The organism is uncultured Tateyamaria sp. (assembly GCF_947503415.1).
Taxonomy (GTDB): Bacteria; Pseudomonadota; Alphaproteobacteria; order Rhodobacterales; family Rhodobacteraceae; genus Tateyamaria.
The window spans coordinates 444,954-459,164 of record NZ_CANNDS010000001.1; the positions used below are offsets into that span (position 1 = coordinate 444,954).

Genomic DNA, 14,211 nt, shown 5'->3' on the forward strand with positions numbered 1-14,211 from the left:
TTAGATGAGCGTACGTTGCGAGCGTACGGTCCTGCCGTTCACTCACAACTATTGGGCATTTTTTGGTCTTAAGACCAAAGACTTGGCCGATTTTCCTATCCAGGCATAAAGCGTGGTAGGGGGCCTTGAAGATTGCTCAGGACGTCCTGCAAACGGGCCTCGGCATCCTCGTTGGGCTCTCCCGCATGCATCGGTGTCGTTAGCCGAACAAGCGCGCCATCAGTACGGCCGGTACGAATACCATCCACCATCAGCCAGTATTTGGCTTCGAAATCCCAAGCGATGCGGCGCCCCTTCTGTTCGAACCAGTAATACACCATCATCTTATTCTCACCCTTCTGGATGATGGCTTTGTTGATTTCGAACGGGGTGTCACTGCCGACCTGCGCGGTAATGTCACTGCGCTCCAACCAGGCAATTTCCCAGCCGGCCCCCGGCAGGCAAATCTCAGGACTATGGACACCCCCTTTGGACTGGTCAGCGTACCAAGCCATGAACAGGCCGACCCCGGCCTCTGAACCGGGCCGGGTCAGATCAATCTGCAGATAGTCGTCTGCGTGCAAGGCGTCCTCCACATCAGGCGAAAGTATCTTCTGCGGGCCGGTCTGACGCCACGCCCCAAGCTGCTGCGGGAATAGAGCAAAGCTGTCGCGCTCTGCGATCTGTTGTCCACGCTCGGGCAGGCTTTGAAAGGCCAGAACCGTTGCCAGTACAGCCAGCGCCGAGCCAATGAGAGCCGCCGACGGGCGCACCAGCCGCAGCCGCAGTGCTTGCGTGCCAAGCCCGTCCGTGTCCAGATCAAGCGCATGGGGCAGGCTCATCTTTTCGCGGTTGAACATCAACATGACCCGCGCCAGCCCGAACAGGATCAGGATGCAAGACAGGAAAATTACCCAACCTTCGAAGAAATGGGTGAAGCCTTCGAGCCACTCGACCCCGTAAAGGTTCACGATGATGCCCGCCAGCGCGATGCGAACCGAATTCATCAGCACCGTTATCGGCGCGGCCGAGATCAGCAGAACCGCCTTGTGCCACATCGGTCCTTTGTAGAGGACGGCAAAGATGTAGGAAAAGCTGAGGATCGGAAAGAGGTAGCGCAAGCCCGAACAAGCCTCGGCCACGTGCAGCTTCATGATGCCCAGATCAATGATGTTGCCATCCAGGAACACCGGAATGGCCATCAGCTTCAGGAACCAGACCCCCAGCTCGGACGAGATCAGCTGCAGCCAAGTCGTCAACTTGTAGTAAAGAACCCCCGGCAAGGGCAGCATATAGACAAGATGCAGCACAGGCGGCCAGAAGTGTTTGCCCGTGGCCCAGCCAAAGCTCACCAGCAGGATGCCCCCGACCCAAAGGATCAAGGCATAGGCTACGATATCATCGATATTGGCCAGCCGCCCCAGTGTGCCAAGAGCAATGGCGGCAAGGATCACAATCACACCCGGCCATCGCGCGCGTACCGGCCCATGGTTTTCCGGAACGGTCTTGAGCTGTCGCAGGAACAACAGCCCTGACAAAACGGGGATCAGGGGCCCGTGGCTGTATTCCGGCAGTTGCCAAGCCACCAACAGCGCCCGGGTGCCATCCCAAAAGAATACGAGCGCCCCCAGCGTCGCGACCAAAAGCCAGAACATGCCCCAGCTGGCAAAGCCGTGGAACCGGGTGCTGATCTGGTTCTGATGCTCAACGACGGACATGGGTTGTAGTTATTCGATATACGGGACAAGACGGCCAACACATGTTCGCGAGCGTGCTGCCTCGCTGTTCCGATGTTGCGATTTTGTCCGCGATCATTGCAGGGCGTCGGGCTTTTCGGGTTTCTTCCAGGTGGTGCGCAAGATGTTCGTCAACAATTCTGCGTCTTGATACTCGGCTAGCTGCCCTTCAGCCCGGAGCTTGGCCAGTTCCTGCTTCAACGCATCCGGGGTTGGCAGGTTCACATTATCCGAACCTGGCCACGCGCCTTCAAAACCTGCGAGGTAATCGTCCAGGCGGATTTTGTTCACGTAGCAGTTTGGCTTGACCATATGTTCGGTCTCGGCGCGCAGATGTGCCCAATAGGGATATCCCTCCCTGTCCCCGGCATAGATACGGGGGTCGTGAGCGCCACTGTCACTTGTATAAAGATGCGTTTGGATATGCGCGACACCGCCTGGCCGTAGGACCCTCGCCACTTCCCGCATCACGGCAACCGGGTCCGGAAGGTGCTCAAACACATTGTGAGAGACCACGACATCAAAACTGTTGTCCGCAAACTCCATGTTTTCGGCGTCCATGACGCGGAATTCTGTGTCGACTTCTGCGACACCGATCATGTTCCGCATTGTCTTGTCATACTTGCGGGACAGGCCGGTTGCGTTCTTGATCGCATTCTTGGCGGCGCGCGAAAAACCCCGGTCCCGAATATCATCGCGAAAATCCTTCACGACACTGCCAGACGGGGCGGGTTCGATATCAATGCCGATATACTTGTTCTGGGCACCAAAGAGATATCTGAACGCAGACCGCTGCCCGGAACCAACCTCCAGCACGTCGCAGTCTTCGACTGGCCGTCCCAGCATCTGTGCAATCTGGTCTTCGGTTTCACGCGCGGCGGTCACGGCATCAGCAACTGTTCCGCTAATATCCTGGAAGTTGCTCTTATAAAGGGACCAAAGCTCGTTCAACGAAGCTGATCTTAAATACGTCGCCAAAATTCAGGTCTCCCGGCATCCGGTCAAATGTTCATGTGGCGGCACCGCACTGCATCCAATCAAGACAGGCGTGTGTCATGCTTTGGCAGAGTATGCCTTTTAACTTCGAAATGCACCTCGATACGAGGCGTTGCTTAATACCGCATGATCAACACTGTGTCTGTGCAAAAAGCAAGGTTATTATAGGGCGATTTTCCCATACAAAACAGTTCTGCCCGTAGCACACCTTATGAAGACCGGCAGCCTTCGAAGACCTGCGGGGATGTCCTGAACATACCATCGATCAATGCCTGTGTTGCAAGCCCGTTGCCCGCTTCAGTAAAATGGGAATGCCCCTGTTCGCGGTAGAGCCATGGATCGGCATCTTCAGGATATTCGTCAAAAAGAGACATGGGCGAGATTACCCGTGCGGATGTGGCCGCATCCAAATCCAGGTCCTTTGCGAAGCTACCATAGGCTCGCCCATAAAACTTGGCGGGGATTTCGAACATGAACCATTCCATGCCTTCTTCCTCTGCGCGTACCCGGCTCAGCATCAGCAAATCTGACGTGTAGCGGGTCTGACGCATGTAGGGGGTCACTGTCTGCACCTTTTGTTCGGTAGAAGAGGCTGACTGTGCTGCGTCGGACTTCCCGCGAAATGCTGCGACCTGCCGGCGCATGTTTCCCACCGATGTCAGCATGTTCTGTACCGTCTTGCCAGCCCATTCCCGGATCGCACTGTAAAAGTGGCTGTCACTGATCAGCATTCGGTAGAAAGCCGATTTCATCAACGTGTCCCTGATATCTACGCCGGGCAGGTAACTGCCACCGGTGGGCTGCGGCACGCCGTCTTCATCCAGTCGGTATAGGCCCGGGCGCATGTTGTCCGCGAAATCTCCGCGGCCGAATTGTACGATCACGACATCGGGATCGAACGTCACCGTGCGCTCTTCGAATTCCCGCAGCATTTCTTCGGTACTAAAGCCTGAGACGGCGAAATTCGGCACTTCGACCCGGTAGCCCATCGCTGCGAGCCGGCTTTCCAGAAGACCCACGATTGTATCTTCGTAATGAGCCTCGTAGCCCATGAAATAGCTGTCCCCAAGCAACGCGATCCGGCAGGTGCCGGGCGGCTTTTCCAGAGCAAATTCCTGATTGTTTCGCATGCCCTGCCCGTTGATGCGAACCTCGACCTGCACTTCCGGGGTAGACTGACGGTAGACTGAATTGGGGATATTGCCCCGGATGCCATACTCCGTCCCCGTGACATAGCGCGGCATGCGCACCTGAGGGTCCAATAGGCGCAGGAACACCTCACCAAAGAGGCAGGCATAAATCCCGCCCACAACAACCAGACCGCCCCATTTGATGAGGCGAAGCAGGGAAAAGCGTCGTGTCACATCCGAGCGTGTCATATCCGTTGCCTAGAAATCAAAATAGATGAAGTCCTGACCCGTCGAGACATCAAGGAACAGAACAGAGAACAGCACAAAAAGGCATAGGTTGAACACCACAATACCGGGCATTCGCTCCCAGGGGTTTTGCCGACCCGTCAAACGCATGAAGGTTTCAATGATCATCAACGGGGCTGCGTAGAAGAAAACCGTGGCATAGTTTTCCGACCAAACTGGCATCCACATATGAGCCAGCATGTGGGCGGCATCGGCAAAACTTGCGGCTCGGAAAAAGACCCAGCCGATCACGGTCAGCACGAACATTATGACGCCTGCCGTCAGCATGGCCACCATCCGCGGCACGCCAGCCATCGCCGATAGCCGATTGTCGACGTCGCCAATGCGGTAAATCACCAAGATCGCGCCGTGAAAGGCGCCCCAGGCGATGAAGGTCCAGGCCGCCCCGTGCCAAAGCCCGCCTAAAAGCATCGTCAGGGACAGGTTGCGATAGGTCAAAAACGCTCCGCCACGATTGCCACCAAGCGTGATGTACAGGTAATCCCGCAACCAACTGGACAGCGAAATATGCCAACGTTGCCAGAATTCGGACGGCGTGCGAGAGAAGTACGGCATGCGAAAATTCACCATCAACTCAAAGCCGAGCATGCGCGCCAGCCCGCGGGCCATGTCCGAGTAACCCGAGAAATCGCAGTAAATCTGGATGGTAAAGGCCAGCGCCCCAGCTAGAAGCTCACCTGTCGAGACAGCCGTAGGATCGGAAAAAATACGGTCCGACACGGGCGCCACATTGTCAGCTATTACCACCTTCTTGTAAAAGCCCCACATGAACAGAAGCGCGCCGGATCTCAGGCGATCCGCTTTGATCTGTCGGGCTTCGGCAAATTGCGGCAGCAGGTTGCGCGCCCGTTCGATGGGCCCTGCGACAAGCTGCGGAAAGAAGCTGACAAAGGCGGCAAACTGCAGGAATTCGCGGGTCGGCCGGAAGTCCTTCCGATAGATGTCTATCGTATAGCTCATCGTCTGGAAGGTGTAGAACGAGATCCCCACCGGAAGGATCAGGTTCAGGGTCAGCGCATTGACCTCCCATCCGACCGCGCTGGCCATCTGGGCAAATTCGCCTGCAAAGAAATCAAAGTACTTGAACGTGGCCAGAATGCCCAGATTGGTCAGGATCGACAGACCCAGAAACAACCGTCTGCGTCTGTCGTGCGGCATCTCCTTTGTCAGCGCCAATGCCACTGCCAGCAGAGCCATACCAAGTGCCGTAAGGCTGGCAATCATGATCAGACTACCCGGCGCGAATACCGCAATCCCAGCCAGGACCGCCGCAAGCAACGCCAGCGGTGCACGCCAAACGGCTGCGCCAAACCGGTCCCCCGAGATCACCAACCCGCAGATATAGTCAACAACGGTCGAGATCGTGATCAGAATCAGGAACCGGACGTCCCACCATCCATAAAAGATGTAGCTGCCAAGAAGGATCAGCGCATTCTGCCGGGCCAGCCGATTACGCAGCAAACCGTACAGCGGAAAGAAAACAGCAAAGAAGCCAAAGAAAACTGGCTGAAAGAATATCATCTGGACGAGAACGCCTTGCTCAGGGCGTCATTCAGCGTGGTGTAGCCAAGCTGATTGAAATGCAGGGTGTCTCGGGAATACTCGCCGGGGAGCGGGCCATCGCCACCGCTCAGGGCCTGATTGAAGTCGATGACGTCATACCCAAGCTCCGCGATGCGGGCATTGGCTTCGCTGACAAGTTCATAAAGTACATCGTCCCAGAACAGCAAACTCCGTTGCAAATCCGGCTCGGTCGGTTGCACGATCGTCGCAACGTTCACCTTGATCCCTTGCGCGCTGGCGTCTTCTGCCATCGCGGCCAGATGCCCCAGCATTCGGTCCGCAATCAGATCATGTATACCGGGCACGTTGCGGGTTTGGACACTGGCGCCAACCAGATCGTTGATCCCGGCGGCTAGAACGATCTCATCGGGGGCCGGATCAAGCGCCAGCACGTCACGGGCAAACCGTTCCCGTACTTCTGCCGTTGATTCCCCACCTACACCGCTTGTGGCGAACACCACGTTGTTTTCATTGGGCAAGGCGTACCATTCAGCGATCCGGCTGTCTCCGACGAGAAGAACCCGGTACGGCGCATCTTGCCAAGTGTCTGGGAGCCGGGTTGCCGGTGCAGGTGGCAGTCTTAGTGTTTCCAGACGCAACTCGCGCCGGGTGTCTTGCAACTCTGTCAATACAACGTAGCAAGCGGCCACTGCAGCCAGTGCTGCAAGCCATCCTGCCCAACCCAATATTCTGAAAATACTCATAAAAAAACTGTCCGTCCCGTCGAAGAGCCAAAATACACCCCGAAGCTTTCCCTACAGGAAGGCCCGAATCCGTTCAAGTCTGGCGGATTCTTCCAAGACGAACATGCTCATCTCAGGAGTATTTGGGTCACACCCGGTACAAAAAGCCTGCACGTTTGATAAATTGGTCAAAAACTGCATCTGGCCACGGCACAAACGGGCAAAAGTAAGTATGATGTGCCAAGCAACTGGACAATCCTGTCAGAATCCATGAAGACTCACGGTGTTTTTTTGGACAATTTTTCTGGCACATTCATTGCCTAATTTTGGCGTATTCTTTGAGTAAAGCGTAATCAAACATAGTTCGAGCTGACGTAATTCATGACCGACATTGCAATCATAGGCATGGCCGCGCATCTGCCCGGGGCAGATAGTATCGAGGCCTATTGGGACAATCTCAAGAATGGGGTTGAGTCCATCCGTCACTATTCCCGGGAAGAGCTTCTGGCCGCAGGCGAAGCACCACATCTTGTGGAGCGACCCGACTATGTACCTGCCGCCGCGCCGCTCGACGGTTTCGAAACCTTCGACGCAGATTTCTTCGGGCTATCGCCCAAAGAAGCGGCGATCATGGACCCCCAGCATCGTCAGTTTCTGGAAGTGGCTTGGGAAGCACTGGAAAACGCGGGCCATCCGCCCTCCAAAGCCAAAGGGCCTATCGGCATTTATGCAGGCTGCGGTATGGGCAGCTATTTCTATTTCAACATCTGCTCGAACAGGGATCTGGTCGACGATGTTGGTATGTTCCTCCTGCGCCATACCGGCAATGACAAGGATTTCCTGTCGACCCGCGTGAGCCATATCTTCGACATGAAGGGCCCCAGCGTGAACGTGCAGACTGCCTGCTCCACCTCGCTGGTTGCGACCCATTATGCGGTGCAGGCGTTGTTGGCAGATGATTGCGACACGGCGATTGCAGGCGGTGTCACGATCGAACTGCCCCAGCATCGCGGCTATTTGTACAAAGAGGGCGAAGTGCTCTCGCCCGATGGCCACTGCCATGCGTTCGACCACCGCGCACAAGGCACGGTCTTTGGCTCGGGTGCAGGCGCCGTTGTGCTGCGTCGCCTCGAAGATGCTATCCGCGACGGCGACCACATCTGGGCAGTGATAAAAGGCGCGGCCATCAACAACGACGGCGCGGCAAAGGCCGGGTATCTGGCGCCCTCCGTGGACGGACAGGCCGAAGCGATTGCCGAGGCGCACCTGATGTCTGGCGTCACCGCCGACACCATCGACTACGTGGAATGCCACGGCACCGGCACCTATCTGGGCGACCCGATTGAGGTCGCCGCCATGACACAAGCCTTCAAAGAGACCACGGATGAGACCGGGTTCTGCCGCATAGGCTCCGTAAAGACCAATATCGGCCATCTGGATACCGCGGCCGGGGTCGCAAGCCTGATCAAGGCCTCGCTGTCGCTGCACAACGCGCAAATTCCGCCATCGCTTGGGTATGACGCACCGAACCCGGCGATTGATTTCGAACACTCGCCGTTCCGCGTGAATGACACGCTCAGCGATTGGGTCAGCCACAAAGGACCGCGCCGTGCAGGCGTGAACTCTCTGGGCGTGGGTGGCACAAATGCCCATGTCGTACTTGAAGAGGCACCCGAACGCGCAGCATCGGAGGAATCCGACTGGCCCTTCCAGATGTTGCTTCTGTCCGCACGCTCCAAAGCCGCGCTGGAGGGCAATGCAGAAAAGCTAGCCGCCCATTTGCGGGCCAACCCCCATCAAGATCTGGCCGATGTGGCATGGACTCTGAAAGAGGGGCGCCATGCCTTTGAACGCCGCCGCGTGGTGGTCGGCGAAACGCACGAAGAGGCGGCCCAGAAGCTTGAGGCCAACGACCCGCGGCAGGTGTTCACGCACACGGCACTCGACCGACCCGACGCAGTTTTCATGTTCCCCGGTGGCGGCGCGCAATACGCTGGCATGGCGCGCGATCTTTATGAGACCGAGCCTGTCTTTGCAGAGTGGATGGACAAGGGCCTCGATATCCTTGCCCCCAAGTTGGACTATGACATTCGCGCACTGTGGCTTCCCGAACCGGGCACAGAGGCTGACGCAGACGCGAAGCTGACCCGACCGTCAGTGCAATTGCCGCTGATCATGATCTGCGAATATGCGCTGGCCCAATTGTGGATGAGCTGGGGAGTGCAACCCACCGCGCTGGTGGGGCACTCTATGGGTGAAAACACCGCTGCCTGCGTAGCTGGTGTGATGAGCTTTGAGGATTGCATTGGCCTCGTGCATCTGCGCGGGCGTCTCTTTGATACCGTACCTGCGGGCGGCATGTTGTCGGTGGCCCTGCCCGCGGATGCATTACGGCCCCTTTTGGGCGATGATCTGGATCTGGGTGCGGTCAATGCGCCGAACCTTTCGGTTGCCACCGGTCCGCAAGCGGCCTTGGACACGCTGCAAATGGAGCTGGAGGCGCGCGAGGTCGATTGCCAGCGCATCCCGATCGATATCGCGGCCCACTCCCGTATGCTGGAACCAATCCTGCAGGAATTCGGTGACTATCTGCGCTCCATCACGCTGAATGCGCCGCAAATCCCCTTCACCTCCAACCGCTCGGGCCAGATGATCACGCAAGCCGAGGCCACAAGCCCCGACTATTGGGTGGGACATCTGCGCGGCACAGTGCACTTTGCCGATTGCATCGGCACATTGGCGGACAAGAACCGCATCTTTATTGAGGTCGGTCCCGGCAAAGCACTGGCGTCATTGTCAGGGCAGCATCCGGATGTAGAGGCCAATCAGGTGATCTCATCCCTGCGCCATCCGAATGATGATACGGCGGATGACGCCTACTTCATGGCGATGCTGGGCCGGGTCTGGGCCTTGGGCGGAGAGATCGACTGGGATCAGGTCTGGGGCGAAGCGCGGCGCGTGAAACTGCCGCTGCCAACTTATGCGTTTCAGCGCGCACCTTATTTTATCGAGCCTTCGCAGGCTCCAGTGGAAAACGCCTCAGAATGGCTGATGCGCAATGACGACCCCGACACATGGGGCTGGCGTCCAGCATGGAAGCCGGCCTATGCGGGTTGCGATATCGACGTTACGGGCGATCTTACTGGCCTGCCGCCGGAACGCTGGTTGGTGTTTGCCGATGAGGCGGGGCTTTGTGATGCCGTGACCGCCCGGCTATCCGCGGCGGGGCACGAGATCCTGACCGTGCGCGCAGGTGACACCTTCGCCCGCGATGGCGAGGACGGCTATATCCTGTCACCCGAACGCGGGCGCGACAGTTATGACGCATTGGTCGGCGATCTGTTGGAGCGGGAGTTCCTGCCCACCCGGGTTCTGCACGGTTGGCTCGCCACCACACGCGAAACCTTCCGACCCGGATCAAGTTTCTTTCATCGCAATCTGGAACAGGGCTTCTTCAGCCTGTTGTTCCTTGCACAAGCCATGGGCGATGAAGGCTGGAGCCATCCTGTTCACATGACCGTGCTGAGTTCCGGTGCCGTACAGGTGGCAAGCGAGGCGCTGGAGTACCCGGAGAAGGCGACACTTGCAGGTCCGGCTCGCGTGATTGGGCGCGAATTCCCGCAGATTACCGTGGGCACGCTGGATCTGGATCTGCCACAGGCCAAGGGGCGTACGAACCCGTCCTTGACTGCTTATACAGAGCCTGTGTTGGAAGAGCTTCTGTCGCCACCGACCGACATGACCGCCGCTCTGCGCGGTGCCAAACGCTATGAAATGTCCTGGCGTCCACAACCGTTGGAAGCGCCCGGAACCGGGCAGGCACAGCTGAAGGACAAGGGCGTTGTGCTGATCACGGGCGGCTTTGGCGGCATTGGCCTGACACTGGCCGAACGCATGATCAAGGCGGCAGGCACACGCATCGTGCTGATGTCACGCGGCGGTCTGCCACCAAGGAAAGACTGGGACAAGGTTCTGGCCAACACTGCACCGGGCGACGCTCTGCCGCGCCGGATCAAGGCGGTGCAAGCGCTGGAAGCGGCAGGCGGCGAGGTCCTTTGCCTCGCCGGTGATGTGTCCAACGTCGAAGACATGCGCGCCCTGCGATCCGACATCGAAGCACAGATGGGTCCGGTATCGGGCATCATCCATGCCGCTGGCGTGATCGAGGATGGTCTGATCCAGACCAAGACAATTACCGAGATCGAAGATGTCTTTGCACCCAAACTGCATGGAACGCGGGTCATTGAGGATGTCTGGCCAGATGGTGATCTGGACTGGATGGTCCTGTTTTCGTCCAGTTCCACAGCGACAGCGCCTGCGGGTCAGGTCGATTATGTGGCCGCCAATGAATATCTCAACGCCTACGCCAAGGCCCGCGCGGGCGGCAAAACGCACGTGCAAGCCATCGGTTGGGGCATCTGGGCTGACACCGGCATGGCAGCGGACGCCATGGCGGCGCGCACCGGGGCCAATGAGGAAGCCCCTGTTCTACCCGCCAATGTGCCCTTGTTGGACGAAAAGACATTCGACGCGGCAGGGCACCGCATCTTTACGGCCAACTACACGGTCGCCGATCGCTGGGTACTGCATGATCACCGGACAGGTGCTGGCGATGCATTGATGCCTGGCACCGGTTATCTGGATCTGGCGGCTCAGGCGCTGCGTGCGCAAGGGGAGACCGCCGCATTCGAAATCCGCGATCTATATTTCCTGCGACCATTGGCTGTTGGCGAAGGTGAGACCCGATCCGTCACCCTTCGTCTGCCGCGCAGCGAAACGGGCTACGACCTCGAAGTGCAAAGCGGCCCTGACGGTGCAACCGAGATGAATGCACAAGCGCATTTGTCGCTGTTGCCGATGCGTACGCCCGCACCCATTGATGTCGCCGGGATTGCCGCACGCTGTGCCACACCTGTACGCGCACCCGAAGGTGGGGCGCTGAAAGGCGCGCAAGAGGCGCATTTGCAGTTTGGCCCCCGATGGCGCGTTCTGCAATCCACGGCCCTGGGGAACGGCGAGGGCCTCGCCGAACTTGCCCTGCCCGAAGCTGCGGCAGGTGATCTTGAGGCGGGCTATCGCTTACACTCCGGCCTGATGGATCTGGCCACGGGCTGGGCCATGGGTCTGATCGATGGCTATGACCCGCAGGCCTATCTGTGGGTGCCGGTCAATTACCGCTCCGTGAAAGTGTTCCGCGATCTGCCTGCCAGCATCGTATCCTGGGTCCGCAATGCCGGCGAAAACCGCTCCACGGGCGAGATCGCGAGCTTTGACGTGACGCTCGCCACGCCCGAGGGCGAAGTCTGTGTCGAAATTCGCGGCTTTTCGATCCGGCGCATGGAAACGTCAGCAGGCTTTGCAGCAACCGAAGATGCACCAGCCGTCACGGGCGCCGAGACAATCCAGCCCCTGTCACCTGCCGAGGAACGGCTTCGGCACAATCTGGGTCAAGGGATCCGGGCCGAGGAAGGTGCCGACCTGTTCATGCGCGCGCTGGCGTTGAAGACACCACAGGTGATTTTGTCTTCGCTGGAAATCCCGGCGATGATTGCGCAGGCCGGACAGATGGAGGACAACAGCGCAGGCGGTGGACAGACTTTCGAACGTCCGCAGCTCGATAGCGAGTATGTGGAACCCGAAGGCGCAATCGAAGCCACGCTTGCAGGCTTCTGGGCCGAACTTCTGGGCGTCGATCAGATCGGGGCCGAAGACAGCTTCTTTGATCTTGGGGGCCATTCGCTGATCGCGGTTCGCCTCTTTGCGCAAATCCGCAAGACATGGAACGTGGATTTCCCGATCTCCGTCCTGTTCGAAGCACCGACCATCCGTAAGGTGGCAGCACTGATTGCCGAACGCGGCGTGTCTGACGAAGGCAGCGAGGAGACTGGCGGGTCCGAGGGCGAGGCCAAGCCCGCGCGTCGCTTTACCCATCTGGTGCCAATGCATTCGGGCGAAGGCGGGCCACGCGCGCCGTTCTTCCTCGTGGCGGGCATGTTCGGCAATGTGCTTAACTTGCGTCACCTGGCGCATCTGCTGGGGACCGATCGCCCCTTCTACGGGCTGCAAGCCCGCGGTCTGTACGGTGATGAAGACCCCCACCGCACCATTGAAGAGGCTGCAACCGACTACATCGCCGAGATGCGGCAGGTTCAGCCGGAAGGCCCCTATATGCTGGGTGGCTTTTCGGGCGGCGGCATCACAGCCTTCGAAATCGCGCGCCAGCTTGAGGCCGAGGGCGAAGAGATCGGCGCTGTCATCCTGCTGGATACGCCCTTGCCGCAGCGCCCGCCGCTGACGCGCCGAGACCGGATGATGATCAACTGGCTGAACCTCAAAGGCGAAGGGGCGTCCTATGTCACGACATGGGCAAAGAACCGCATCGCCTGGGAACTGCAAAAGCGCCAAGGCAACGAGGATGGCGCTGCCGAGGAAGGTCAGCAGTTCCACGATGCCGCAATCGAAGCCGCGTTCCTGGAAAGCGTCGGCAAGTATCAGGTGACTGCATGGAACGGCCCGCTGACGCTCTTCCGGCCGCCCCTGCTCGCGCAGTGGGAAGTGGCACCCGGACGCCTCGTGGACAAGGACCGGCACTATATGTACCCCGACAATGACTGGACGCGTTTCGTGCCCGGCGTTGCCATTCACGAGGTGCCCGGAGACCACGACTCGATGGTGCTGGAACCCAATGTGCGCGTGCTGGCAGCCCGTATGAAAAAGGTGCTGGAAGCAGCAGAGCTTGAAATGGCACAGCGGCCCACCCCGGGCAGCCCCCCCTTCCGGGAGGCGGCCGAATGACCGCAGAGCACCCGACGGTTCTGACGATTATCCTGAACTACAAGACCGCTGACATGACGCTGCAATCGGTGGACGCCGCCCGCAGGGCCATGGAAGGGATCGCGGGCGGGATTCTGATTGTCGACAACGACAGTCAGGATGGGTCATTCGAAACCCTGTCGGCACATGTGGCCAAACAGGGTTGGGATGCGGACGGCCGTGTGCGCGTGATCCAGTCGGGCCGCAACGGCGGCTTTGGCGCGGGCAACAACGTGGGCATTCGGGCCGGACTTCCGGGCGGAGCGCGGCCAGATTACCTCTATGTCCTCAATTCCGATGCCTTCCCGGCAGCAGATGCGATCCGGGTGCTGCTCGATCATCTGGAGGCCACGCCGGGCACCGGCTTTGCAGGCAGCTACATCCATGGCCCCGAAGGCGATACGCATCTGACCAGTTTTCGCTTCCCCTCCATCGCCAGCGAGTTCGAGGGCGCGATCCGCTTCGGTCCGGTGAGCCGCCTTTTGAAGAACCACAAGGTCCCGATCGAGACACCGACAGAAACCATCCAGGTGGACTGGTTGGCGGGGGCATCGGTCATGATGCGCCAATCGGTCCTGGATGAGATCGGGCTTTTTGACGAAACCTTCTTTCTCTATTTCGAGGAAACCGAGCTGTTCCTGCGTGCAGCACGGGCCGGGTACAAAACCGACTACCTGCCCGCCAGCAAGGTGGCGCATATCGGCTCTGCCTCCACCGGCATGAAGGAATGGAAGCGCGTACCCGACTACTGGTTCGATAGCCGCTGGTATTATTTCTCGAAAAGCCATGGCCGTGCCTATGCCGCGCTTGCGACGGTCGTGCATCTCTTGGGCGGTTTTCTGAACTGGCTGCGTTGCACCTTGACCCGCAAGCAACGCAACATTGCGCCCGGATTTCTGTCTTCTCTACTTATCCATGATTTGCGCGCACTTCTGACCGGGCACCGCGCCTTCAAGGTGCCCGAACCCACAGTACCCGCGCCCCAAACCCGAGCTTAATTCAGGG

7 protein-coding genes are annotated in these 14,211 nt (G+C 58.8%); 2 read left to right on the plus strand and 5 right to left on the minus strand.

What is annotated here, in order from left to right:
* Positions 1 to 95 precede the first annotated feature (95 nt).
* The 5 genes from xrtD to Q1A32_RS02255 all read right to left on the minus strand — a co-directional run bounded on the left by xrtD (position 96) and on the right by Q1A32_RS02255 (position 6,414).
* A complete protein-coding gene (gene xrtD / locus Q1A32_RS02235; protein WP_299648896.1) occupies positions 96 to 1,697 on the minus strand; it encodes a VPLPA-CTERM-specific exosortase XrtD in 1,602 nt (533 codons plus the stop codon).
* Positions 1,698 to 1,790: 93 nt separating this feature from the next.
* Entirely contained in the window at positions 1,791 to 2,600 is an 810-nt protein-coding gene (locus tag Q1A32_RS02240; RefSeq protein ID WP_299648899.1) for a class I SAM-dependent methyltransferase, read from the minus strand.
* A 320-nt stretch (positions 2,601 to 2,920) separates the two neighbouring features.
* Entirely contained in the window at positions 2,921 to 4,090 is a 1,170-nt protein-coding gene (locus Q1A32_RS02245) for an SGNH/GDSL hydrolase family protein (RefSeq protein WP_299648902.1), read from the minus strand.
* Positions 4,091 to 4,099: 9 nt separating this feature from the next.
* Positions 4,100 to 5,668, minus strand: a complete 1,569-nt coding sequence (locus Q1A32_RS02250; protein WP_299648905.1) for an MBOAT family protein — start codon at positions 5,666 to 5,668, stop codon at positions 4,100 to 4,102.
* Positions 5,665 to 6,414, minus strand: coding sequence for a GDSL-type esterase/lipase family protein (locus Q1A32_RS02255; protein ID WP_299648908.1), 750 nt, complete (start codon positions 6,412 to 6,414; stop codon positions 5,665 to 5,667). The genes Q1A32_RS02250 and Q1A32_RS02255 overlap by 4 nt, the downstream gene beginning before the upstream one ends.
* A 360-nt stretch (positions 6,415 to 6,774) precedes the next feature.
* On the opposite strand from Q1A32_RS02255, the gene Q1A32_RS02260 reads away from it, so the two are divergent.
* The gene (locus Q1A32_RS02260; RefSeq protein WP_299648911.1) at positions 6,775 to 13,188 is read left to right on the plus strand and encodes a type I polyketide synthase; all 6,414 of its coding nucleotides are present in this window, start codon (positions 6,775 to 6,777) and stop codon (positions 13,186 to 13,188) included.
* Complete coding sequence (locus tag Q1A32_RS02265) at positions 13,185 to 14,204, plus strand: glycosyltransferase family 2 protein (protein ID WP_299648914.1); 1,020 nt, start codon at positions 13,185 to 13,187, stop codon at positions 14,202 to 14,204. The genes Q1A32_RS02260 and Q1A32_RS02265 overlap by 4 nt, the downstream gene beginning before the upstream one ends.
* The last annotated feature ends 7 nt before the right edge of the window (positions 14,205 to 14,211 follow it).